Annotated in this window: 13 protein-coding genes; 12 read left to right on the forward strand and 1 reads right to left on the reverse strand. The window is 71.1% G+C overall.

The genetic code is table 11. The features are described from left to right. Positions 1-10: 10 nt before the first annotated feature. From D3H34_RS01640 to D3H34_RS01695, 12 genes are all read left to right on the forward strand, one after another. Positions 11-604 (forward strand): type II secretion system protein M, encoded by a 594-nt coding sequence (locus D3H34_RS01640; RefSeq protein ID WP_147400356.1) that lies wholly within the window; start codon positions 11-13, stop codon positions 602-604. Then, entirely contained in the window at positions 601-3,216 is a 2,616-nt protein-coding gene (gene gspD, locus D3H34_RS01645) for a type II secretion system secretin GspD (RefSeq protein WP_286185339.1), read from the forward strand. Before D3H34_RS01640 ends, gspD begins: the two co-directional genes overlap by 4 nt. Positions 3,217-3,221: 5 nt before the next feature. After that, positions 3,222-4,664, forward strand: a complete 1,443-nt coding sequence (gspE, locus tag D3H34_RS01650) for a type II secretion system ATPase GspE (protein WP_119551592.1) — start codon at positions 3,222-3,224, stop codon at positions 4,662-4,664. 16 nt (positions 4,665-4,680) lie between these two features. Continuing rightward, positions 4,681-5,886: a type II secretion system inner membrane protein GspF gene (gspF, locus tag D3H34_RS01655; protein ID WP_119551594.1), complete on the forward strand. Its 1,206-nt coding sequence runs from the start codon at positions 4,681-4,683 to the stop codon at positions 5,884-5,886. Positions 5,887-6,050: 164 nt separating this feature from the next. Beyond that, entirely contained in the window at positions 6,051-7,280 is a 1,230-nt protein-coding gene (locus tag D3H34_RS01660) for a substrate-binding domain-containing protein (protein ID WP_119551596.1), read from the forward strand. A 221-nt stretch (positions 7,281-7,501) separates the two neighbouring features. Continuing rightward, entirely contained in the window at positions 7,502-8,245 is a 744-nt protein-coding gene (locus D3H34_RS01665; protein WP_205736650.1) for a hypothetical protein, read from the forward strand. After that, the gene (locus D3H34_RS01670) at positions 8,242-8,790 is read left to right on the forward strand and encodes an RNA polymerase sigma factor (RefSeq protein WP_119551600.1); all 549 of its coding nucleotides are present in this window, start codon (positions 8,242-8,244) and stop codon (positions 8,788-8,790) included. Before D3H34_RS01665 ends, D3H34_RS01670 begins: the two co-directional genes overlap by 4 nt. A gap of 11 nt (positions 8,791-8,801) precedes the next feature. Next, complete coding sequence (locus D3H34_RS01675; RefSeq protein WP_119551929.1) at positions 8,802-9,821, forward strand: FecR family protein; 1,020 nt, start codon at positions 8,802-8,804, stop codon at positions 9,819-9,821. Between the two features lie 73 nt (positions 9,822-9,894). Next, complete coding sequence (locus D3H34_RS01680; protein WP_119551602.1) at positions 9,895-10,233, forward strand: FecR/PupR family sigma factor regulator; 339 nt, start codon at positions 9,895-9,897, stop codon at positions 10,231-10,233. After that, positions 10,224-23,165, forward strand: coding sequence for a filamentous hemagglutinin family protein (locus tag D3H34_RS01685; protein WP_119551604.1), 12,942 nt, complete (start codon positions 10,224-10,226; stop codon positions 23,163-23,165). The genes D3H34_RS01680 and D3H34_RS01685 overlap by 10 nt, the downstream gene beginning before the upstream one ends. Before the next feature lie 125 nt (positions 23,166-23,290). Continuing rightward, on the forward strand, positions 23,291-23,923 hold the full coding sequence (locus D3H34_RS01690; RefSeq protein ID WP_119551606.1) for an RNA polymerase sigma factor: 633 nt from the start codon (positions 23,291-23,293) through the stop codon (positions 23,921-23,923). A 20-nt stretch (positions 23,924-23,943) separates the two neighbouring features. Then, positions 23,944-24,561 (forward strand): transposase, encoded by a 618-nt coding sequence (locus D3H34_RS01695; protein WP_167481097.1) that lies wholly within the window; start codon positions 23,944-23,946, stop codon positions 24,559-24,561. A 13-nt stretch (positions 24,562-24,574) separates the two neighbouring features. Here the strand turns inward: D3H34_RS01695 and D3H34_RS01700 are convergent, their stop codons facing one another. Next, positions 24,575-25,006 carry a type II secretion system protein N gene (locus D3H34_RS01700; RefSeq protein ID WP_147400357.1) on the reverse strand — a complete coding sequence of 144 codons (432 nt, stop codon included), beginning with the start codon at positions 25,004-25,006 and terminating at the stop codon, positions 24,575-24,577. Positions 25,007-25,144: the final 138 nt, after the last annotated feature.

Raw genomic sequence — 25,144 nt, forward strand, 5'->3', positions numbered from 1 at the left:
CCTGTCCTACATGACCCGTTCCCTCGACCCCGCGCGAAAGATGGCGCGCGAGGCGGCGAGCCGTTGGCACGGGCTCCCCGCACGCGACCGCCTGGGAGTGGGCGTCGCGGCGCTGACCGTTGCACTGGCGATCCTCTGGCTGGGCCTGACCCGCCCGGCGCTCGACACCGTCGCCCGCTGGCAGCGCGACCTGCCGAAGTTGCGGGCCCAGTCGGCCGAACTCGACAAGCTGCTGGCCGACGTGCCCAGCGCGCACGCCACGCCCAACAGTGCGGCAGGCGGTATTGATGCCGCTCTCGATCGCGCCGGCCTGCGCGGGCGCTACCGCCTGCACGACGCTGTGGCCGATGGCCCTCCTGCAGCCGGAAGCCCGTCGCAGCCCGCCCGCGCCTGGCGCGTCGAGTTCCCGGAGCCCGTGCCGGCCGCGCAGGTGTTCGCCTGGCTCGTCGCGGTCTCCGCGCGCCGCGACCTGGAGATCACACGGGTGGAACTGGAGAGCATCGACAGCCTCGACGGTTCCGACGCAAACGACAGCACGCCGCAGGGCCGCGTGCGCGGCGCGGTGGCACTGCAGTCCACACAACTCAACAAGGATGGCCAGTGACACGAGATCGAAAGGGCACGGCCCTGCGCCGATGGACCGCGGCATGCTGCCTGGGGGTCTTCGCAGCGGCAGGGGCCGCACCCGCGCCACTTCCCGCCAAGGCCGCGCCGCGCGCCGGCGCCGAGGAACGCGTGGTGCTGAACTTCGTCGATGCCGACATCACCTCGGTGGTCTCCGCGCTGGCCCGCTTCCTGGGGCGCAACTTCCTGTTCGATCCGCGCGTGAAGGGCCAGATCACGCTGGTCTCCGAAGGCGAAGTGCCGGCCGCCACCGCCTACGGCATGCTGGCCTCGGCGCTGCGCATGCGCGGCTTCGCGATCGTCGATGTGGGCGAGGTGAGCCGCGTCGTGCCCGTGGCCGACGCGAAGCTGCAGGGCGGTTCGGTCAACGCGCGTGGTGGCGGCGTCGGCGGCGGGCTCGCGACCCGCACCTTCCGGCTCAACTACGAGAACGCCGAGGCGATGGTGCCTGTGCTCAAGCCGCTGGTCGCGGCCGAGAACAGCATCGCGGCCTACGGCGCCAACAACACGCTGGTCGTGACCGACTACATCGACAACCTCGAACGGCTGGCACGCATCATCGAAAGCATCGACACGCCGACCGCGCTCGACGCCCAGCTGGTGAAGCTGCGCAACGGCATCGCCACCGACATCGCCGCGCTCGCCACCGAACTGCTCGAAGGCAGCGGCGAGAAGGGCCGGCGCGACATCGTGGTGCTGGCCGATCCGCGCTCCAACAGCATCGTGATCCGCTCCAGCAGCCCGGGCCGCACGGCGCTGGCGCGTGAACTCATCGGCAAGCTCGAGAGCGCGCAGGGCGACCCGGGCAACCTGCACGTGGTCTACCTGCGCAACGCCCAGGCCGTGCACCTGGCGAATGTGCTGCGCGGGCTGCTCACCGGCGAGTCGGGCGATCAATCCGCCACGGGCGGCGGTGGCAGCTCGGTGCGTGCCGCGCTGGGCGCGGGCGGCATGCTCGGCGGGGCTGGGGCGGCGAATGGTAGTGCGGCAAACGGGGCATCGGCCAACGGCAGCCCATCCGCGACCGGCGGCGCAACCGGCTCGGGAGGTACCGCAGGAAAACTCGGCGGCCTGCGCGGCGTGGCTGGCGGCGCTACCGGCCAGGCGCAGGGTGCAACAGGCGGCACCGGCGGCACCTCCACCGCGTTCTCCAGCGGCGGCGTCACCGTGCAGGCCGACGCCACCACCAACACGCTCATCATCGCGGCGCCCGACCCGATGTACCGCAGCCTGCGCAGCGTGATCGACCTGCTCGACCAGCGACGCGCGCAGGTGCTGGTCGAAAGCCTGATCGTCGAGGTCACCGAGCGCGACGCGGCCGAGCTGGGTATCCAGTGGATGGCCGGCGGCAACAACGGCCGCGTGCGCGGCGGCACCAACTTCGGCGGCTCGGGCCTCAATGCCGATGCGCGCACCACCATCGATGCGGTGCCGCGCGGCCTGAGCATCGGCGTGGTCGACGGCACCATCAAGCTGCCGGGCGTGGGCGAGGTGCTCAACCTGAAGGTGCTGGCGCGCGCGCTGCAGGCCAAGGACGGCGCCAACATCCTCTCGACGCCGAACATCCTCACGCTGGACAACGAGCCCGCCTCGATCATGGTCGGCAAGACCGTGCCCTTCGTGAGCGGCCAGTACATCACCAACGGCAACAGCAGCACCAACCCGTTCCAGACCATCCAGCGCGAGGACATCGGCCTGAAGCTCAACATCCGGCCGCAGATTTCCGAGGGCGGCACGGTCAAGCTCGACATCTACCAGGAGGTGTCGAGCATCGACGAGCAGACCTCGGGCGCGGCCGGCATCGTCACCAACAAGCGCGCGCTGGACACCAGCATCCTCGTGGACGACGGCCAGATCATGGTGCTGGGCGGGCTGATGGAAGACAGCGTGGCCAACGGCACCGAGGCCGTGCCCGGCCTGGGCTCACTGCCGGTGCTGGGCAACCTGTTCCGCTACGACAAGCGCCAGCGCGTCAAGACCAACCTGATGGTGTTCCTGCGGCCCTACGTGATCCGCGACGCCAACGCCAGCCGCGGGCTCACCCTCGATCGCTACAACTTCATGCGCCTGCAGCAGGGCCGCGCGCGCCCGATGGCGCACGGCTTGCTGCCCGACACCGGCGCGCCCGTGCTGCCGCCCGCCGATGTGCCGAGTCTTCGCCGCCCGCTGTCCACGCCCGAGGTCGACCTGCGCCCCCAGAGCTGGGAGCACACGCGCGACCAACCGCCGCCGCCCACCGCCACGGCCAGCGCGGTGCGCCAGGCACCCGCGGCGGCGCCGCCGCCCCCACCGACGCAGCGCTCGCGGCTGCCGGCGGGCGTGACGGTCGAATCCGACCCGGCCGCGCTGTACGGCGGCGCCAACGACAAGGTCACGGTGGTGCAGTTCGCCGACACGAAGACCGAGCAGGACGCGCTGCGCATCGTGCAGCGCGTGCGTGTGAGCGGCATCGGCGCCTACATCGTCGGCGGCCCGGGCGGGGAGGGCGCGATGGTGCGCGTGGACGTGCCGCGCGAGCCGCAGGCCGTCGACAACGCGGTGGCCGTGCTGCGTGAGCTGGGCTATCGGCCCGAACTGGTGGTGACGCCATGACCCCCATGAACGGAGCACACGCCGAAGTCGCATTGCCCCAGGCCTGGGCCCGCAGCCAGCGCGTCGCGGTGCAGCGCGAGGGCGACGCGGCCTTCCTGGCGGTCAGCCCGCGCACGCCCGGCTGGGCGGTGGTCGAGGCGCGCCGCCTGCTGGGCGGATTGCCGCTGCGGCAGATCGACGATGCGCAGATGGACGGCCTGCTCGCCGAGCGCCACGCCGAAGCCGGCGATGCCGCCTCGGTGGTCGGGGCGGTGGAACAGCAGGTCGACCTGGCGCGGCTGATGCAGGACATCCCGGCCGTCACCGACCTGCTCGACGCGCAGGACGATGCGCCCGTCATCCGCATGATCAACGCGCTGCTCACGCAGGCCGCGCGCGACGGCGCGAGCGACGTGCACCTCGAATCCTTCGAGACCCATTCGGTGGTGCGCTTTCGCGTCGACGGCACGCTGCGCGACGTGGTCACGCCGCGCCGGGCGCTGCATGCGGCGCTGATCTCGCGCATCAAGATCATGTCGCAGCTCGACATCGCCGAAAAGCGACTGCCGCAGGACGGACGCATCACGCTGCGCGTGGGCGGGCGGCCGATCGACGTGCGCGTGTCGACCGTCCCCACGGCGCATGGCGAGCGCGCCGTGCTGCGGCTGCTCGAGAAAGACGCCGGCCGGCTGCGGCTCGAACGGCTGGGCATGGCGAGCGACACGCTGGCCGAACTCACGCGGCTGGTGCGCCAGCCCCACGGCATCGTGCTGGTCACCGGCCCCACGGGCAGCGGCAAGACCACCACGCTGTACGCCGCGCTGGGCCAACTCGACCTGGGCACCAGCAACATCCTCACCGTCGAAGATCCGGTGGAATACGACCTGCCGGGCATCGGCCAGATCCCGGTGCACGCCAAGATCGGCATGACCTTCGGCGCGGCCCTGCGCGCGGCGCTGCGGCAGGACCCCGACAACCTCATGATCGGTGAAATCCGCGACCTGGAAACCGCGCAGATCGCGGTGCAGTCTTCGCTCACGGGGCACGGCGTGCTGGCCTCGCTGCACACCAACGATGCGGTGTCGGCCGTCACGCGCATGACCGACATGGGCATCGAGCCCTTCCTGCTGTCGTCCTCGCTGCTGGGTGTGCTGGCGCAGCGACTGGTGCGCTGCCTGTGCCCGGCCTGCAAGGCGCCGCGCGTGCAGGACGACGGCCGCACGGTCTATGTGCCCGTGGGCTGCACGGCCTGCGGCCAGTCGGGCTTCAAGGGGCGCACGGGCATCCACGAACTGTTCGTGGTGCACGACGACATCCGGCGACTGATTCACGAAGGTGGCGACGAGCAGGCGATGCGCGCCGCCGCCGTGCGACACGGCATGCGTTCGATGCGCGAGGACGGTCAACGCTGGGTGCGCGAAGGCGTGACCACCGCCGAGGAAATATTGCGCGTCACGCGCGACGCCTGAGGGAAGGGCGTTCGCCATGGCACGGTTCCAGTACGAAGCGGCGAACGCGGCCGGTGAGGTGCAGCGCGGGAGCACCGAGGGCGAGTCCGCGCGATCCGTCCGGGCCCAGTTGCGGGAACGTGGCCTGACGCCGCTGGGCATCCGCGAACAAGCGGCCAGCGGCAGCACGCTGGCCTGGCTGCAACCCAGGCTCGGTGCGGCCGACCTGTGCTGGGCCACGCGCGAACTCGCGAGCCTGCTGGGTGCACGTCTCACGCTCGAAGCCGCGCTGGTCGCCACCATCGAACAGGCCGAGCGCCGCCATGTCGCCGAGGCGCTGGGCGCGGTCTGCGACGGTGTGCGCGCCGGCCTGCGGCTGGCCGATGCGCTCGCCGAACGGCCGCGCGACTTCCCGCCGATCTACCGCGCGCTTGTCAGCGCCGGCGAAGACTCGGGCGACCTCGCACGCGTGATGGAACGGCTGGCCGACTACCTCGAAAACCGCGACACCCTGCGCGGCAAGGTGCTCACTGCCTTCATCTACCCGGCCATCGTGGGCTTCGTCTCCTTGTGCATCGTCGTCTTCCTGCTCGGCTATGTCGTGCCGCAGGTCATCGGCGCATTTGCTCAAGCGCGTCAGGAGCTGCCGACCATCACGCGGGTGATGCTGGCGGCGAGCGCCTTCGTGCGCGAATGGGGCTGGCTCACGGCGGGTGTGTGCGCGGGTGCCGGGTTGCTGGCCCGCGCCGCGCTGCGCGATGCGGGGCGCCGGCTGCGCTGGCATGCGCTCGTGCTGCGCCTGCCGCTGGTGGGGCGGTACGCGCTCGGCGTGGACACGGCGCGCTTTGCCTCCACGCTGGCGATCCTCATGGATGCGGGCGTGCCGCTGCTGCGCGGGCTCGAAGCCGCGCGCCAGACGCTGGGTAACGAGTGGCTGCGCCGCTGCGTGCTCGAGGCCACGGGCCGCGTGAAAGAGGGAACACCGCTCGCGGCGGCGCTGAAGGCGCAGAAGATTTTTCCGTCGAACCTCGTGCATCTGGTGGCCAGCGGCGAGAAGACGGGAGCGTTGGCGGCCATGTTCGAGCGCGCGGCGCAGAACCTCTCCCGAGATCTGGAGCGCCGCGCGATGCGCCTGACCACGCTGCTGGAGCCGCTGATGATCCTCGCCATGGGAGGCGTGGTCATGGCCATCGTGCTCGCGGTGCTCATGCCGATCATGGAAATCAACCAGATGGTGCGTTGAATGTTCGGGAGCTTGCCGCGCGCAAGCGACCTGTTCCGCGCGTATTCACGGGAGCATGTTCCCGAGCTTTTTTCGGGTGGCTGTCACCTCGCGCACGCACCATCGATCACGTCGCCAGAGGGGCGACACGAGTCAAATTTTCTGGTCCCTTCAAAGGAGTTTCCATGCGTGCAAAGTTCAAGTCGGTCGCCCTGTCGGCCGTGATGATGGCAGCCCTCGTGGCCGCCGGCGCCGCTTCCGCCCAGATCGCCGTTGGCGGCGGTGCGACCCTGCCCGAACTGCTCTATGACGATCTGCTCCCCAGCGGCATCGGCCTCACCAACTTCAGCTACACCGGCACCGGCAGCGGCGCTGGCAAGACGGCCTTCATCAGCAACAATGCCTCCGCCTTCAAGAACGAATCGGTGGTCGGCACCCCCAACTGGCCGGCCACCGGCCAGTCGGTGCACTTCGCGGGCAGCGATTCGGCGCTGATCCAGTCGGAACTCGACGCCTACAACGCCAACGCCGCCGGCACCACCGGCTGGGGCCCGATGATCCAGGTGCCCGCCGTGGCCACCTCGGTGCTCATCCCCTACAAGCGCGCCGGCATCGCCGACCTGAACCTGTCCGGCGCCAAGATGTGCGCGATCTTCAGCAACAAGACCGGCGGCCAGACCTGGGGCCAGGTGCGCGGCACGGCCGACACGACGACCGTGAACGTGGTCTACCGCAGCGACAACAGCGGCACCACCGAACTGCTGAGCCGCTACCTCGTGGCCGCCTGCCCGGGCTCCGGCTTCAAGGTGTCGAACAACTTCGCCACGGTGGTCGGCAGCGCGCTCTCGCCGGCGAACGTTATCCCCTCGAACTGGGTTTCCGCCAACGGCAGCGGCGGCGTGAAGACCGCCCTGACCACCGACGCGCGCGTGGGCTACCTCAGCCCGGACCCGGACTACACCGGCACCAACAACGCTGTTGTCGCGAAGATCAACGGCGTGCTGCCGGCCGCCAGCTCCATCCGCAACGCGCTTGCCAAGCAGGTGCTGCCTACCGGCGCGGCGAACAACCCGCTGAACTGGGTGCCCGCCTACGTGATGCCGGCCGCCGGCACCGAGTACCCGATCTTCGGTACGACGAACCTGCTGCTGAACCAGTGCTACAAGGATGCCGCCATCCAGACCAAGGTCAAGAACCTGCTGACGGGCCTGACCGGCACGACCTATGACGGCCTGATCGAGACCGATCCCGTCAACAACCACAACTTCGTGGTGATTCCGAACGGCACGTCGCCCGGCACGCCGCCGGCCGCGAACAACAACTGGAAGGCCGCCATCGCCGCCAACTTCCTGACCGCCACCAGCCCGCTGAGCATCGGCTTCGCCGGTGTCTGCAACGGCAAGGGCCGTCCGTAAGTTGCTGATCGGTCCGGCCTGAACGGGCGTGGCCCGTTCGCCGGCCGACAGGCCCCGTGAAGAGACTGCGCTTCGGCGCGGCCGCTTCCGGGGCCTCTTCGCTGTCTGCAGCGGGTCCGAAGACCGAACGGATGTCATGCGTGCGTCACCGTCGATCACTACCGTGACCACGGCCTTCCGCAGTTCTGTGCGCGCGGAAGAACGAAGTCACCCAGGAGCCTGTGCGTCCCACCGGTATGAGAGCGAATGCGGCATCGGTCGGTGCATGGGCGCTGGCCGGGTGCCTGGCCTGGGGCACGGGCGCGCAGGCGCAGTCACCGGGTCTCGCGGCCAAGGCGGCATCGACGGCACGCCAGGCGTTCGACATCGCACCGCAGCGGCTGGGCGATGCGCTCGATGTCTACAGCCGGATGACCGGCCTGGACATCCTGATCGACGGCGAGCACGCGCAGCGGCCTTCGGGTCCGGTGCGCGGCACGCTGAGTGCGGCCGAGGCGCTCGAGGCCATGCTGGCCGGCACGGGCATGGAAGCGCGCTACGCGAATGCGACCTCGGTGGTGATCCGCCAGGCCGCTGCGGGGCCGGGGGAGACGGGACTGTCGCCAGGTGCGGCAGGCCTGGAAGGGTCGGGTTTCAACGAAGGGGATGTCTTGCATCAAGCCTATGCCGCACAGGTCCAGAACGCCTTGCGTGGCGCCCTGTGCGATACGACGCAGACGCGGCCAGGCAGCTACCGGCTGGCGCTGCAGTTGCACCTGGACGCACGCGGCGCGGTGGACCGTTTTCGCCTGTTGAGCACCACGGGCGAGCCCGACCGCGATGCCGCGGTGCGCTTCAAGGTGCAGCGGCTGTCGGTCGGCGCGCCGCCGCCGCCGTCACTGCCGCAACCGCTCGTGGTGCTGCTGCTGCCGGAAGGGCCGGGCGCTCGCACCGACTGCGCGCCGCCGCGGCCGACGTCGCCATGACCGACAGCCTTGCTTCCACGCTGCGCGCGCGCATGGTCTCGCGCTATGTCGAGCTGCGCGGCAAGCTCGAGCGCATCGTCGGCTCGCGCGACGACGCGGCTGACGCGATGCAGGAAACCTGGCTGCGGCTCGCCGCCATGGGCGACGCGGGCACGGTGCACAACGCCGACGCCTACCTGCTGCGCATGGCCGCCAACATCGCGACCGACGGCTACCGGCGCGACAGCGTGCTGCTGGTGCGCGGCGAGATCGACGCGCTGGTGCACCTGGTGGACGAGGCGGGCGACCCCGAGCGCATAGCCAGCGCGCGCAGCGACGTGCAGGCGCTGAGTCAGGTGCTGGCGCGCATGCCGACGCGGCGCCGCGAGATCCTCGTGGCCGCGCGGGTCGAAGGGCTGCTCAACAGCGAGATCGCGCTGCGCTTCGAGGTGTCGCTGAGCACCGTCGAGAAAGAGCTGCGCGCGGCGCTGGAATATTGCAAGAAGCATTTGCCGGACGTGGACGCGGTGCAGCGCGGCCACTTCGCCGGGCCGAGACACAACTGACGATGAGCGCCATGTCTTCACCCCATCCCGAATCCAGCGAAAGCGGCCAGCTGGAACGCCAGGCGCGGGCCTGGTGGGCACGCCTGCATTCGGGCCAGGCCACGCGTGCCGATGCCGACGCCTTCAAGCAATGGGCCGCGTTGAGTGCCGCCCACGCCCAGGCCTGGCGCGAACTGATGCGCGTGTGGTCCGCGCTCGATCCGCTGCTGGCCGAAGAGGCCAAGAGACAGGCACAGCAAGCGCAGCAGGCCGAGGCCGCGCGTTCCCGCGCGAAGGGCCACCGCTTCTGGCCGGCGTTGTCGAATGCACTGCATTCGCCGGGGCGGCGGGCCTTTCTGGGCGGTGCGGTCGCGGCCTCGGTGACTGCTGGCGTGCTCGCGGTCGATCCGCCGCTGGGCCTGTGGCCTTCGGTCGGAGAACTGACGGCCGACTTCAGCACCGCCACCGGCGAGCAGCGGCAGGTGGCGCTGGGCGAGGGCGTCAGCGTGCGCATGAACACGCAGACGCAGATCAATCGTCTCCAGGGTGCGCGCGGGCTGGCGCTGGTGGCCGGCGAAGCCGAGATCGCAACCGCCGGCGAGTCCGAGTTGTTCGTCGAAGCCGGTGGCGGTCGGCTGCAGGCGCGCGGGGCGCGCTTCAACATCCGCCACACCGGCCCTGAGGTCTGCGTGACCTGCCTCGACGGCCGCGTGCTGGTGTCGGTGAATGGACAGCAACGCTCGGTCGAGGCGGGCCGGCAGGTGGTGTACGACCCGAGCGGCCTGCACGAGGTGGTGCGCGCCGACCTGGCGAACGTGAGCACCTGGGGTACGGGCGTGCTGTCTTTCGACGGCACGCCGTTGGCCGAGGTCATTGCGGAGATCAACCGCTACCGGCCAGGCCGGATCATCCTGCGCAACGAGGCACTGGGCCGCGTGGCGGTGCGCATGCAGCTGTCGCTGCGCAGCATCGACAACGCGCTCGTGATGATCCGGGAGCTGTACGGCGTGAAGCTGCGCAGCCTGCCGGGCGGCATCGTGCTGCTGAGCTGAACGTTCACGCATCGCGACGTCGGCAGCCCGCAAGAAAGTTTACGGGTTGCGTCGCGCAGGCTCGTCATGGGGTATGCAACCGACGCCTCGTGACACCTGCCTGAGCGACGAAGCCCTGGCCTGGATCGTGCGCCTGAACCGCCAGCACGGCGGCGAGGCCGAGGCGCAGGCGCTTGCGGGCTGGTGTGCACGCAGCGCGGCCCATGCACGGGCCTGGCGCGATGCCTTCGCGCTGTGGCAGTTGCTGTTCGCGGCGTGCCAGGCCCGGCCGTTGCGCGCCCACCGATTCCCCTCGATCGCCCGTGCGGCGAACGACATCCATGTGTCCGCGCGCCGTCCGGGTTCCCGGGCAGCGTTCGATCCCGCCGTTTCTTCCTTCGCGCCGTTCCGCTCCCGCTCATCATGGTCCTGAATCCGCACGCCCATCCTTCGCGCCGACGCGCCGTTTCGACCGAGGACGCGCTGCGTCTCACGCCGCTGGCGCGTGCGCTGGCCGTCGCGCTGGCCACTGCGGGGGCGCTGGGCGTGGCGCAGGCGCGGCAGGCCTTCAGTCCGGCCTGGTTCGCCGACAAGGGCGCGGCGCAGGCCGGTGCGATGCAGAGCGGGCGTCTGCCCAACGGCATGCCCGCATCGAGCCTCACGAACCCGGGGTTGCAACAGCAGCAGGCCAATGTGCAGCTGCAGCGCTCGATCAGCAACCTGAACCTCGCGGCGCAGGCCATCGCGGCGCAGCAGTCCGCACAGGCAGCCGCGCGCGAGGCGGCGCGCAACGCACCGTCGTCGGTGCCCGACGGCCTGACCGAAGGCGGCCTCGCGGTCGATACCAACAGCCTCACGGCCGGCTGGCACAACGCCAGGGCACCCGAGCCGCTTCCTTCGGCCGACGGCCGCACGCACGTGGCGATCCAGCAGACCGGCGACCGCGCGATCCTGAACTGGGAGACTTTCAACGTCGGGCGCAACACCACGGTCGAGTTCAAGCAGCAGGCCGACTGGGCCGCGCTGAACCGCGTGAACGACCCGAAGGCGCGGCCTTCGCAGATCCAGGGGCAGATCAAGGCCGATGGCACGGTGCTCATCGCCAACCGCAACGGCGTGGTGTTCAGCGGCACCAGCCAGACCGACACACGCAACCTCGTGGCCGCCGCCGCGCACATCAGCGACGACCAGTTCAAGGCGCGCGGCATCCACAGCGCCCGTGCGGGCGAAGGCTATGCGCCGAGCTTCACCGATGCGCAGGGCGCGGTGAAGGTCGAGGCGGGCGCGCAGCTCGCCACGCGCACGCCCGCCTCGGTGACGCAGGGCGGCGGCTATGTGCTGCTGATGGGCAAGGACGTGCACAACGCCGGCACCGTCACCACGCCGCGCGGGCAGGCGCAGCTCGCGGCGGGCGACTTCTTCATCGTGCGGCCGGGGCAGGGCACGGCCGGCAACACCTTCTCGACCACGCGCGGCAACGAGGTGGCGCCGCAGTTCCTGCCCGACAGCACGGCAGGGCAGGTGACCAACACCGGCCTGCTGCGCGCGGCCGAGGGCGACATCACGCTGGCCGGGCGCAAGGTGGTGCAGGACGGCGTGGCGCTGGCCACGACCACGGTCGACACGCGCGGCACCATCCATCTGCTGGCGTCGGCCGCCGATGCGAAGAGCAGCGTCACCGTCACCGGGCGCGCGCTGAACGTGGTGCTGCTCGACACGCAGGACGGCCGCACGGCGCTGGACAGCCAGCGCAGCGCGCTGATCAACGAATCGGCCAGGCAGGACCTGCTGCGCAGCGTGGCGGCGCCGGGCGCCTTCGACAACCTCTCACAGCTCAACGACCGGCGCGACCTGTCGCGCATCGAGATCGTCTCGGGCGGCAGCGTGCTGTTCGAGGGCGATTCGACCACGCTCGCCACCGGCGGCCAGATCGCGGTGAGCGCGGGCCGCCAGGGCGGGCGCAGCACCGTGGCCGACGGCGCGCGGCTGGACGTGTCGGGCGCCGTGGGTGTGCGGGTGGCGATGTCGTCGAACAACGTCGAGATCAACATCCAGGGCAACGAACAGCGCGACGCGCCGCTCAACCGCGACACCACGATGCTCAACAACAGCAACGTGTGGATCGACCGGCGCAAGCTCACGCGCGTGGCCGCCGGCACCGGCGGCTACGACGGCGAGCGCTGGTACACGGCGGGCGGCCTGCTGGAGGTGGGCGGCTACCTGGGCCTGCAGGGCCACGGCATCGGCGAATGGGCGGCGCAGGGCGGCCATGTGGTCTTCACCGGCGCCGAGGTGGTGACGCAGGCGGGCTCGAACATCAACCTCTCGGGCGGCACGCTGGACGTGCAGACCGGCGTGATCCGCCAGAGCTGGCTCAAGGGCCGCGACGGGCGGCTGTACGAGGTGTCGAGCGCGCCGGCCGACATCGTCTACACCGGCGTCTACAAGGGCTTCGAGGACGAGCACAAGCGCTGGGGCGACAAGACCACGGGCTACTTCTACAACCCGCTCATCGGGCCGCAGCAGCGGCTCGAAAACGGCTACACGGTGGGCCGCGACGCGGGCCGCCTCGAAGTGGCGACGGGCGCGGCGGTGCTGCGCGGCGACATCACGGCCACCGCCTACCAGGGGCCGGGGCAGGGCACCAAGAGCGATGCCGCGCTCGACGGCTATGCGCAGTCGCACAACGCGGCGGCTCGCGCGGGGGAGCTCATCCTCGGCAACAACCAGATCGTCGGCACCAACGACGACCCGACTAAAGGTGCGACCGGCATCTTCCGCCAGCTGGTGCCGACGCTCGACCGCATCGTGTTCGAGGACGGTGCGGCAGGCGCCGACACGGCAAGGCTTGCGGCTGGCGACCCGTTGCCGGCCGCTGACAAGGAGGCGCTGCGCCTGGACAGCCGGCAGCTCAGCGGCTTCGGCCTGGGTGCGCTGGTGGCCGTGGCCGGCAAGGAGGTCACGGTGGACGGCGCGCTGAGCGTGGCGCCGGGCGGGCGCATCGCGCTGCACGCGACGACGGTGGCGGTGCGCGCCGACCTGACGGCGCGCGGTGGCCAGATCATGCTGGGCAACGTGGTGCGCAGCGCCAGCAACGTCGGGGGGCCGGGCGACGCCAATCTGCCGCTGGCGGAAGGCACGGTGCCCGAGGCCATCGGCGTGAAGGTCGCGCCCGGCGTGACGCTCGATGCGCGCGGGCTGTGGAGCAACCTGCAGATGGACCCGTCCGGCAGCAGCGGCCTGCCGTACCTCGACGGCGGCGCGGTGCGGATTCGCAGCACGGGCGCGATCGACCTCGCGGCGGGGTCGCTGATCGATGTGTCCTCGGGCGGCGCGGTGCTGGCCAACGGCAAGACACGCGGCGGGCGCGGCGGCGATGTGGACCTGCTGGCGGACAGCAACGCCACGGTGGCGACCCACGGCCTGCTGCAGGCGGATGGCGACATTCGTGGCTATGGGGTGAGCGGTGGTGGGACGTTGCGGATGGCGTCGGGCACGGGGGTGGTGATTGGCGGCGAAGCGCTCGGCGAGCGCGCGGCCACGGACCTGATCCTGCTGGAGGACTATCAGGTGAGGGCGGGCAGCATCCTGCCGGTCGACTACCAGTACGAGCGCACGAGGGCGCGTCCCGGAGAGCCGATGGGGGCGGTGCCATTCTTCGCCGACAACGACGCGAATGCCGTCACCATCGCTGCGGACTGGGTGCTGCCTCGCAGTGTGGGCCTCGGATTCAGGGTCGTTGCGATCGTGAACGGTTCGGTCGAAAGCTTCCGCTCCTACGCTTCGGGCGACCCCCGGGAACCCCAGACGGTGCCCGCCGGCGCGAAGATCATCGACATGAGAAGCCCCGAGACCTTTCCGATCGACTACGTTGTTTCGGCGGCGATCTTTCCGAACGGGGTGAGCGTGTATGGGCGCATGGTCACCGTCCCCACGGGGCACGTGGCCCCCGCCGACTTCACCATTGCGAGCGGCACGCGGGTGGCGGCGGGCACGGTGTTCGACCGGCCTGTCACGGCCCTGGCGCAGATCGCCATCGACAGCGGCATCTTCCAGACGGGTTTCTCGCGCTACGACATCAACGGACACCTCGGTCTGGTCGTGGCCGATGGCGCAAGGCTCGATGTGCGCATGCCGGTCTATCGCTTCGCTTCCGACGCGAAGACCATCGCGGGCGGCAGCGAGCCCGTGCGAGCCCTGGAACTGTGGATGCCGCCGTTGTGGACCGAAGACCCGGTGCGCGGCGTGCTCATGCAGCGCGGTGGCGCGAGCCTGCAACTGCAGGCGGCCGTGGACAACGGCACCTCCACGGTGTCGCGGGCACCGATCGATGTGCGACCCGGCGCGGAAATCACGGTCGATGCGGGCCAGTCCATCGGCTTGCGCGGGCGCGAGATCACCGTCGACGGCCTGCTGCGCGCATCAGGCGGCACGATCAGCGTGGAAGGCAGCGGGCTGCCAGGTGCGCCTGGCCAGCCCGGGCTGGTGTGGATCGGCGAGCGCGCCGTGCTCGACGCCTCGGCGCGGGCCGCGGTGGCTTACGACAACTTCGGCCGGGCCTACGGCCAGGTGCCCGATGGCGGCACGATCCGCATCGGTGGCGCGTTCGATTGGGAGCAGAGCGGCAAGACCCAGGCACCCGAAGCCTTCGTCGTGGTCCGCCCGGGCGCGTTGCTCGACGCGTCGGGCACGCGCGCTGACCTCGATCCGGGCGCGGGTGGGCCGCGCGGCGTGGCCTCGCCAGTTGCGGTTGCGAGCAACGGCGGCACCATCGTCCTCTCGTCGAGCCAGGGCCTGTACCTGGACGGCACGCTGCGCGCAGCGGCAGGCGGAGCAGGCGCCGCGGGCGGCACGCTGGCACTGGCCCTCGAGTCGGGAATCTATCCGACCGCGCTCACGGCGGGCGAACTCCTGCGGCATCGCGAAATGGTGCTGGCCCAGACGCAGGGCGACAGCCCGCTCGCAGCCTCTGCCTCGCGGTTCGACGCACGGCAACTCCTGCGCACGGGCACCGGCCGGATCAGCGTCGATCGCATCGAGGCCGGGGGCTTCGACAACCTGTCGCTGCTGGTGCATGGCCCGTTGAGCTTCGATGGCGACGTTGCGTTGACCCTGGGACAAAGCCTGCGCTTCTATGCAGCGTCCTATGCCCACAGCGAAACCTCGGCAGCGGGCACTTCGGTGGCGCTGAGCGCGCCGTACGTGCGGCTTGCGGGTGTGCGTACACCACTCGTTCCCACCGAGATGCCGGAGGGCTCAATCATGCCTGAGGCCGGCTGGGCGCAGGGACCGTCCACCCAGGCGGGCGATGGCACCTTCGCGGTCCTGGGCGACCTGATCGACGTGCGTGACCGGGTCGGCTTCGGCGCTCATGCCGAGGTCAATCTGGGCACGGCGCGCTACACGGTGGACCGCCGCGGCTTCGGCGACGTCGAAATCAGCAGCAGGGGAGACATCCGCCTGCTGGGCGGCGGCCAGAGCCAGGGGCTCTCGAGCGAGTCCACCACCGAGTTGTCGACCAGCGGCCGGATGACGCTGACCGCCGCGCAGGTCTATCCGGCGACAGGCGTTGGCGCGCAGATCCTGGCCGGCGTGATGCCGCGAGACCCCGCTTCCGGCGAGCCGCGGCGATATGCCGAGGGCAGCGTGCTGGCGATCCGTCGCCAGGGCGAGGGCGAGGTCGCGATGCCGTATTCCGCGTTCGGCAGCCTGCGGCTCGGCGCCGAGACCATCGAGCAAGGCGGTGTCGTGCGCGCGCCATTGGGGCGCCTGCTGCTGGGCTCCAACCCCACAGGCGAGGTGACCGAACGGGTGGTGCTGCTGCCTGGCAGCGAAACCTCGGTGAGCGGTGCGGGCCTGCAGATGCCCTACGGCGGCACGGTCGATGGCCTGAGCTATCGCTACAACGGCCAGACCGTGACGCCGGACGGCGCGGGTGGCATGGGCGGTGCCGCAATTGTCGGGCGTGGTGTTGGCATCAACGCCCGCCATGTCGACGCGCAGGCCGGTTCGCTGCTCGACCTGTCGGGCGGCGGCACGCTGATGGGCGCGGGCTTCGCCACCGGGCGCGGCGGCTCGGTCGATGTGCTGGCCACGCCGCTTGCGAACGCGAACCCCTTCAACGGCTACAGCGACCGCCGCAGCGACGTGTACGCCATCGTGCCCGGCAGCGCGGCCAGCTACGCGCCAGTGGCGCCCGAAGCAGGCTTTGGCGCACCGGCGATGGGGCAACAGGTCACGATTCCGGCCGGCGTGCCGGGCCTGCCGGCGGGCACCTACACCCTGATGCCCTCGACCTATGCGCTGCTGCCCGGCGCCTTTCGCGTAGAGATCGGCGCGGGCGACCGCATCGGCCTGTCGGGCGTGACCGGCGTGGGCAACGGCTCGTATGTCGCGCCCGGCTACCTGGGCGTCGCCCACACCGCGATCCGCGAGACGCTGCCGAACCGCCTGGTGCTCACGCCCGGCACGCAGGTGCGCGCGCATTCGGGCTACAACGAGACCGACTACAACACCTTCCTGCGCGCGGATGCCGCGCGCCAGGGCTTTCCGCGCGGCATGCTCACGGTCGACGCGAGGACGCTGGACATCTTCCTGGCGAAACCGACCGACACCGACACGAACCGCTTGGGCTTCACCTTCGACGGTCAGCTCCGCTTGAACGCAGCGCCTGCTACCGAAGGCTTCGGCGGCACGGTGAATGTGCGCGGCCTGGGTGAGGTGCTGGCAGCAGGGCAGACAGCTGCTACCGACCTGGCCGGCGCCTCCGTGCAGGCCGACGAACTCAGCAAGCTGCACGCACCACGGCTGGTGCTCAACGGCGGCATCTTCGTGGGCTACGGGCAACGTGGCCGATTGGTCGAGATCGCCGGCGCGGGCAGCCTGGTGGTGCGCAGCGGCGCGCGCCTGTCGGCGGGTGACATCGTGCTGGCGGGCGGCCCCAGCTACGCGGGCGAGGGGCAGATCGTCATCGAGGAGGGCGCGTCGCTCAGCACCCTCGGCCAGAAGGGCTCGGGCTTCGATTCGAGCGCGGGCTACGTGTTCACGGGTTTGTCGGTGCTGGCCCTGTCGAACGGCTGGTTCAACCTGCAACTGGGCACGCCCGCGGCGGACGCGCAGTACGGGGTCGGCATCCAAGTCGGCCAGTGCGTGACCGCGTCGTGCAGCGGTGCGACGCAGCTGGTGTCGGAGGGCACGCTGGCCATCGCCACAAGCGGCGCGCTGACCCTGTCCGACAACCTGTCCTACGGCACGCGCAACCTGTCGGTCGCGGTGGCCGCCGTGAACCTCGGCGAGGACGCCGCGATTGCGGCCGCGGCCGCCAACGGCCGTCTGCCGCTGGGTCTGGGGCTGAACCAGGCGCGGCTGGACCGCCTGCTCGCGGGCAACACAGCCCTGGGCGCGCCGCCGCTCGAAAGCCTGATCTTCAACGCGCGCGACGCCGTGAACATCTTCGGCGCGGTGAAGCTCGACGCCAGCAGCCTCGACCGCCTGGTGTTCGGCACGCCGGCCATTCACGGCTACGGTGCGGCAGGCGACGTGGCCGCCATCCGCGCGGGCGAGTTCGTCTGGTCCGGCTCCGACGCCGTGCCCGGCGCAGCCATGGCCGACCTGCTGGGCGCGGGCACGCTCGACATCGGCGCCCGCACCATCGTGCTGGGCCACGGGCCGTATGCGCAGCCAAGCGGTCAGGTCACCGATGCGCGCCTGGCGCTGGGCTTCGCCGATGTGAAGCTGACGGCCAGCGAGCGTGTCACCTCCAGCGGTCGCGGCACGCTCGCGGTGCACCAGCGGCAGGGCGCGTACACGCCGGGCGAGGGCTATGCCTACGAAGGCGGCAACCTTGCGGTCGTGGCGCCGGTGTTCACGGGGCAGGCGGCCTCGACGATGCGGATCACCGCGGGCGGCGACATCACCGTGGCCGGGCCCGACGGCGTGAAGTCCGGCACGAGCGACGCGCTGGGCGCGACACTGGAACTCAGGGGGAAGCGCGTCGGCCTGGAGGGCAGCATCGTGCTGCCCTCCGGCCGGCTGGTGCTGGCGGCAACGGACAACATCACGCTCGGCGCGGCCTCGCGCATCGACCTGTCGGGCCGCACGGTGACGCTGTTCGATGTCGCGAAGGACAGCGCCGGCGGCGAGCTGCTGATGACCAGCGCGGCCGGCCACATCACGCAGGCGGCGGGCGGCCTCATCGACGTGTCGGCGCGCAACCAGCGCGGAGGCACGATCGAAGCCGTGGCGCTGGGCGAGGGCGCCGGCCATGTGGCGCTGGATGGCGCACTGCGCGGCGCCACCAGCGGCAGCTACGACGCGGGCGGCACGATGGTGCCTTACGAGGCGGGCGAATTGACCGTGCGCGCCCGGACCCTGTCCGACTTCGCGGGCCTGAACCAGCGACTCAACGAAGGCGGCGTGTTCGGCGCGCGACGCTTCCAGATCAAGCAGGGCGACCTCGTGGTGGGCGACGGCGTGAAGGCGCGCGAGGTGTCCATTGCGCTGGACGGCGGCAGCCTGCGCGTGGACGGGCGGATCGACGCCAGCGGCATGCAGGTCGGCACCATCCGGCTGGCCGCGGCGGGCGACCTGCACGTGAACGGCACGCTGGACGCGCACGGCACCGGCCTGCGCGTGGACAGCGCGGGCCGCATCATCGACAGCCCGAACCGCGCCGTGATCGACCTCACCAGCCGCGACGGCACGCTCACGCTGGGCAGCGGCGCGCGCATCGACCTGCGCGCCGGCACCGACGTGCCCGTGGGCTCCCGCGCCGGGCAAAACGACGGCCGCGCGCGCGGCACGCTCGACCTCAATGCACCGCGTGTCGGCACGAACGACGTGGCCGTGGCGGTCGAAGGCACGCCGGCCATCGCGGGCGCGAAGACCATCGCGGTCAATGCCTTTCGCATCTACGACGATGCACCGCTGGCCGCGCTGCCCGACGTGACGGGCCACCGGCCGCAGCTCATCACCCAGCGGTACCTCGACGACATCGACGTCGACAGCCAGCACTTCATGCAGGCCGCGCTCGGCAATGCGGCCCTGGGCGGCCGCCTCGCGGGGCTGGGCAGTTATCACCTGCGCCCCGGCGTGGAGATCGTGAGCGACCGGCTGAACAACCCGAACGGCGACCTCACGGTGGACGGCGACCTCGACCTGTCGGGCTACCGCTACGGCCCCGCAGCCGACCGCGGCGATCCGGCGCGTCGCGGCTTCGGCGAACCCGGCAAGCTGGTGATTCGCGCGGCCGGCGCGCTCAACGTGCACGGCAGCATCAACGACGGCTTCGCACCGCCGCCGGCCACGCCGGACGATGTCGGCTGGATGCTCGCTGAAGGGCGCTACGCGGGCGGCGAGGTCGTCGTGCCCATCGACGGCGTGACGCTCGACACCGGCACCCGCTTTCCGCAGGGCGCTCGTCTCAACTACAGCGTGGCAGTGAACGCGGCCACGCTGCCCGCCGGCACGGTGCTGCCGGTCGACGCGGTGCTGCAAGCGCCGTGGAGCCTGCCGGCCGGCACGGTGGTCGCGGCCAACATCTACCGCCCCGATGGCTCGCTGGCCCATGCCGCGGGCTCGGTGCTGGCGACGGCCGTGACGCTGCCGCCCGAAACGCGGCTGGGTGCCGGCACCGCGTTGCGCACGCCCGCCTCGGTGGGCGCGCTGACCTGGCCCAAAGGCGTGGAGATGCCGGTGGAGATGACCATGGCCGGCCCGCTGCAGCTCGCGCGCGGCGCGCTGATCCCGTCCAACACCACGGTGGAACTGCCGGGCAACACGCCGGTGCAGTTGCGCCCCACGGTCGACGGCGTGCAGGGACGCAACTGGGCGATTGCACCGATGCTCGGCGAAGGTGCCACCTCGTGGGACCTGCAACTGGTGGCAGGCGCTGACCTCGGCGCGGCCGACCGCCGGGCCGTGCGGCCAGATTCGCGCGCGGCGCTGCAACTGGCCGACGCGCACAGCGTGCTGAAGTTCAAGATCGAAACGCCCGGCGGTGGCATGGTTTGGGCCCCGGGCAATTGGTTCGGCTATGAGCCGGGGACACCCGTGCCGCCCGGCGAGATTTCATGGTGTGAGTACCCGGGTCAGTGCATGCCCGGCGGTGGCGGCGATCCGGTCGCCATCGGCTCGCCGAGCACGGCCGCCTTCAGCGTGCTGCGCACTGGCACCGGCGACCTCGAACTGCTGGCAGCAGGTGACCTGCGGATGCGTTCGCCCTTCGGCGTGTACACCGCAGGCACGGCGACCGCGACCGAGGCAGATCACAACCGCCCGCGCGGTGCCGGCACCGACGGCCCGCTGGGACCGCAGTCGCCGCTGACCGACTACAGCGGCGCGCTGTCCACCTACCGCGCGTGGTACCCCGAGCAGGGCGGCAACCTGCTGATTGCGGCGGGCGGGGACCTCGTGGGTCACATCGTCTCCGATGAACGTTCGAGCGTGCTGGCCGGCAACTGGCTCTGGCGGCAAGGCTCGGGCACGGCGGGCATCGACAGCCCGATCCCGAGCGCATGGTGGATCAACTTCGGCGCCTACATCGGCGGCCTCGTACAGCCTGGCCTGTTCACCGAGCCGACGCTGGCCGGCTTCACCGGTTTCGGCACGCTGGGTGGCGGCAACCTGAGCGTGCGTGTCGGTGGAGACGCAGGGGCCATCGCGCCGCGCACGCCGCAGCCACTGGTGAACTCGCAGGACAGACCCCGCAGCGGCGGGCTCGTGCTCGCCGTGGCGAGCACCGGCCGCGTCGGCGCGGACGGCGCGCTGACCCTCACGGGCGGCGGCGACATCGACATGCGCGTGGCTGGCGCCCTGAACCCGCACCGCGCGCTCAACGGGGCCGCGGAGAACCTCGTGCTCACCGGCGCCATCGCCAACCTGCGCGGCAGCACCGATGTGCGCACGGCGTCGATCGGCAGCCTGGGCCTGCAGTACCTGTCGAGCAACTTCAACATGCGCGACCCGATCGACACGCGCGCCATCGACCCGTTCAACCCGACCTTCGCCGACGCGCGTGGCGGCATCAACCTGCTGCCGGGCGATGCGACGATGCGCCTGAGCACGCGCGGTGACCTGGTGCTCGGCGCCGCGGCCGACCCCGGGCGCGTACCCACGCCCAACAACTCGCCCTTCCGCCTCGAAGGCACCGGCTACGACGGGGGCGGGCAGGGCTGGTTCAGCCTCTGGAGCGACCGCAGCGCCATCGACCTGCAGTCGGCGGGCGGGCACCTGACGCCTGTGATGGCACGTCGGGACAACGCTGACACGACACTGAAGACCACCTCGCCGGACGCATGGATCGTCTATCCGGGCATCTTTCACGCCGCCGCGTTGACAGGGAACATCTACGCCGGCTATGCGGCGCTGCCGCAAGCACGGGACTACCCCGTGGCATTGAGCTACGGGCTCACCCTGGCGCCTTCCGCACGCGGCGAATTCGAGATGCTGTCGGGCGGTTCGATCTACGCGGGCCAACTCGCCATGGGCATGTCGGGCACCGGCACGCCGCTGCCGACGCCGTTCAATCCTGCGTTTTTTGCCGAGTTCGACGCGCAGGGGGTGAAGCAGTTCGTCACCAACGCCTCGCCCACGGGGATGGCCGTTTCTGGCTCCCAGTTCCTCGGGCCTTCGCTGTTCGCCTTCGGCCCGAACACGGCAGCGCAGCCGTTCCCCCGTGACGCCGCTGCGCCGCCCGTTCGCTTCTACGCAGCCAGCGGCGACATCGTCGGCCTGCGCACCGGCGAGACCCTGACCCTGGCCGACGGCAGCGCGACCTGGTACCACGCCGCCGGACCGGTCTGGATCAAGGCCGGCCGGGACATCGTCAACACTGGCGATGCGCCGGGTACGTTCTGGGGGGTGGTTCCGGGCGAGCTCCAAGGCATGCGCCAGCGCGGCAACCTCATCGTCCACCAACACCCCACCGACGTCTCGGTGATCTCCGCCGGCCGCGACATCCTCTACGCCAACGTCGACATCGCCGGCCCCGGCACGCTCGAAGTCTCGGCGGGCCGCCACCTGCGGCAGGAAGACCGCGGCGGCATCACCTCGATCGGCCCCATCGTGCCCGGCGACACGCGGCCGGGCGCTTCGGTCGCGCTCATGGCCGGCGTCGGTGCACAGGCCGCGACGCAGGGGCTGGACATGGCGCCGATCCGCGCGCGCTACCTCGATCCGTCGAACCGCGCCGACACAGGCACGCCGCTGGCGCAGCAACCGGGCAAGGCCGCGAAGACCTACGAGACCGAACTGGCCGAATGGTTGAAGGCGCGCTACGGCTTCGACGCCGGCACCACCGCGCAGGCGCTCGCGTACTTCGACGCGCTGGCCCCGGCGCAGCAACGCATCTTCCTGCGCGAGGTGTACTACGCCGAGCTGCGCGAAGGCGGGCGCGAGTACAACGACGTGGACGGTCCGCGCCAGGGCAGCTATCTGCGCGGGCGCGAGATGATCGCCACGCTGTTCCCCATGCGCACGGCGCTCGAAGGCGACATCACGATGTTCGGCGGCTCGGGCGTTCGCACCCAGTTCGGCGGCGACATCGACATGCTCGCGCCGGGCGGCGGCATCATCCTGGGCGTGCAGGGCGCGGTGCCGCCGGCCACCTCGGGCGTGCTGACGCAGGGGCAGGGCAACATCCGCTTCTTCAGCGAGGGCAGCCTGCTGCTCGGGCTGTCGCGCATCATGACCACCTTCGGCGGCGACATCCTCGCGTGGTCGGAGAAGGGCGACATCAACGCCGGGCGCGGCGCCAAGACCACGGTGGTGTTCACGCCGCCCAAGCGGGTGTACGACGCGCTCGGCAACGTCGAGATTTCGCCGCAGGCGCCGAGTTCGGGCGCGGGCATCGCCACGCTGGCACCGATCGCCGAAGTACCGCCGGGCGACGTCGACCTGATCGCGCCGCTGGGCACCATCGACGCGGGCGAGGCGGGCATCCGCGTCTCGGGCAACGTCAACGTGGCGGCGCTGCAGGTGGTGAACGCGGCCAACATCCAGGTCAAGGGCGAATCGGCCGGCCTGCCGGTGGTGGCCTCGGTGAACGTGGGCGCGCTCACCAACGCCAGCGCGGCCGCCTCGCAGGCCAGCATGGCCGCGCAGGACGTGATGCAGCGCGAACGCGCGGCCGCACGCCAGGCCTTGCCCTCGGTGTTCACGGTGCGCGTGCTGGGCTTCGGCAACGAGCCCGCCAGCGGCGGTGCCGGCAACGGCGCGCAGGCGCCCGCCGATGGCGCCAAAGCCACCACCACCGCCGCGAGCTACAACCCGCGCAGCGTGATCCGCGTGCTCGGTGGCGGCGGCAACCTGCCGCCGGCCATGAGTCGGCAACTGACGGACGAGGAGCGCGCCAACCTGCAACGCTGACCGCCCCGTCGAGCCCGCGCCCCGGCCGACGGGCGCTCGTGTTCCTTCCCTTGTTGTCCCAGGCCTGGCCGCTGCCGCCACCGGAGAGTCCGGGGCGGCGCGACGGGCGCTCAGCGAAACCGACCATGACTCCCCATCCTCACGCCTTGCGACGCGCCCCGGACCGGTTCTCCTCGATGCTGCCCGCGGTCTGGCGACTGATCGACGACCGGGTCGCGGTGCCTTCAGCCAGGCCGATGGCGCCACCGGCGCCGACGCCAGGCGCGCAGCTGCAGCGCCATCTGGTGGCGCAATACGCACCGCTGCAGCAGCGTCTCGAACGCCAGCTCGGCTGCGCGGACCTGGCCAGCGAATGTCTGCACGAAGCCTGGCTGCGGCTGGGCGACTGCCCGCTGCAGGAGGCGCCCGCGAACCCCGATGCCTACGTCTACCGCGTGGCGTCCAACCTCGCGATGGACCGCATCCGCACGCGCAAGCGCTGGCAGGGCGTGAGCGCGGAAGGGAGCGATCTGGACGCATTCGCCGACCCGCACCCCGGCCCGGCGCAGATCGCGCAGGCGCGCTCAGACATCGCCGCCGTGGACCGCGCGATGGCGCGCCTGCCGCAGCGCCATCGCGCGGTGCTGCTGGCGCTGCGCTGGCACGAGATGTCGCGCCAGGACGTGGCCCGGCGCCAGGGCATGTCGGCGCGGCGGGTCGACACGACGCTCAGGCAGGCTCTGGCCGAATTGCGCCAGGGCAGCGCGCAGACCCGCTGAAGGGAGCCAGGAGGAAGATGATGAAGTGGATGTCACCGTTGCGGGTCACCATGCAGGAGCTCGATGCCCGGCTCTCGAAGATCGTGGAGCGCGCGCGCGAAGGCCCGGTGGCGGTCAACCGCTACGGCTCGCCCTGGGTCTGGATCGTCAGCCACCAGGCCTGGGTGCAGGCGGACAACCTGCGCGCACTGGTGCCCCAGAGCCACCCGCTGGTGGCGTTGCGCGACCAGGTGGAAGACACGCTGCGCCATGAACGCACCTTGCTGGCGGAGCTCGAGCGCCAGCATGGCGGCACGGTGGATGCGTCGACGCTGTTCAAGAGCCTGATGCTACAGATCATCTATTCGCTCGAAGACGCGCAGAAGGTGCACGAGAGCCTGGCCTACAACATGCTCTTTCGCTGGTTCGTGGGCTTCGAGCGCTTTGCCGACGAGTTGCCCGCGCGCGCCGCCTTCGCGCGCGAGCTGGAGGCCTTCGGCGGCGATCCGCGCGCGGTGCGCGTGGTCACGCGGGCGCTGTCGGGTGCCTTCCTGCCGGAGTCGGGCGACGGTGATTTCCGCGTCAATCGCGGGCTGCTGCACGCGCTATCGAGCTGGGCCTCGGCGCCGGACGCGCGCCCGCGTGAAACGGCACCCTGACCGCAGCGAAAGCTCAGCGCGCGGCGCGCACGATGCCGGGCGCCGTGGGCAGCACCGGCGCGGCGATGCGCAGCGACGTGCCGGCCTTGTCGACCGTCACCGCATCGGCCTCGATGCCCGAGAGCGTGAGCGCGCGGCCCAGCGCGTCGCCGACCCGGTAGGGCTGCGGCGCGCCATCGTTGACCGACAGCACTGCCACGCCGCCTTGGCCCGCGCCCTTGATCAACCCCTTGACCGCGATGTTCGCGCGGACCTCGCCGGGTCCGAACCAGGCTGCGAGCGCACCGGATGTGGGATCGGCCACTGCAGCTTGCGCGGGTGCGGCGCGCACCGGTGGTGCAGACGGCGTGAGCAGGCGGGCCCAGGTCGCGACACCGGCCACGACCAGCAACAGGCCTGCGGCATGAACGAGAAGGCGGGCGGAAGGCGGAGTGAAAGGGCGCATGGTCGGTGGTGGGCAGCGGGCCGCGACGGCGGCGGGCACACCCTGTGTCTATCACGCCGGCGTTGGGGTTTCGTGTCAGCCCTGCGTTTCATCGCGGCATCACGCAGCCTGCCTAGCATCGGCCGCATGGCGTGTTTC

It is taken from the genome of Acidovorax cavernicola (assembly GCF_003581445.1).

Excerpts from the sequence above, each read along its gene's own strand:
- D3H34_RS01640 (WP_147400356.1), top strand. The coding sequence starts at position 11 with ATGACCCGTTCCCTCGACCCCGCGCGAAAGATGGCGCGCGAGGCGGCG.
- D3H34_RS01660 (WP_119551596.1), top strand. The coding sequence starts at position 6,051 with ATGCGTGCAAAGTTCAAGTCGGTCGCCCTGTCGGCCGTGATGATGGCA.
- D3H34_RS01700 (WP_147400357.1), bottom strand. The coding sequence starts at position 25,006 with ATGCGCCCTTTCACTCCGCCTTCCGCCCGCCTTCTCGTTCATGCCGCA.
- gspE (WP_119551592.1), top strand. The coding sequence starts at position 3,222 with ATGAACGGAGCACACGCCGAAGTCGCATTGCCCCAGGCCTGGGCCCGC.
- gspF (WP_119551594.1), top strand. The coding sequence starts at position 4,681 with ATGGCACGGTTCCAGTACGAAGCGGCGAACGCGGCCGGTGAGGTGCAG.
- D3H34_RS01695 (WP_167481097.1), top strand. The coding sequence starts at position 23,944 with ATGAAGTGGATGTCACCGTTGCGGGTCACCATGCAGGAGCTCGATGCC.
- D3H34_RS01670 (WP_119551600.1), top strand. The coding sequence starts at position 8,242 with ATGACCGACAGCCTTGCTTCCACGCTGCGCGCGCGCATGGTCTCGCGC.
- D3H34_RS01685 (WP_119551604.1), top strand. The coding sequence starts at position 10,224 with ATGGTCCTGAATCCGCACGCCCATCCTTCGCGCCGACGCGCCGTTTCG.
- D3H34_RS01675 (WP_119551929.1), top strand. The coding sequence starts at position 8,802 with ATGTCTTCACCCCATCCCGAATCCAGCGAAAGCGGCCAGCTGGAACGC.
- D3H34_RS01680 (WP_119551602.1), top strand. The coding sequence starts at position 9,895 with ATGCAACCGACGCCTCGTGACACCTGCCTGAGCGACGAAGCCCTGGCC.
- D3H34_RS01690 (WP_119551606.1), top strand. The coding sequence starts at position 23,291 with ATGACTCCCCATCCTCACGCCTTGCGACGCGCCCCGGACCGGTTCTCC.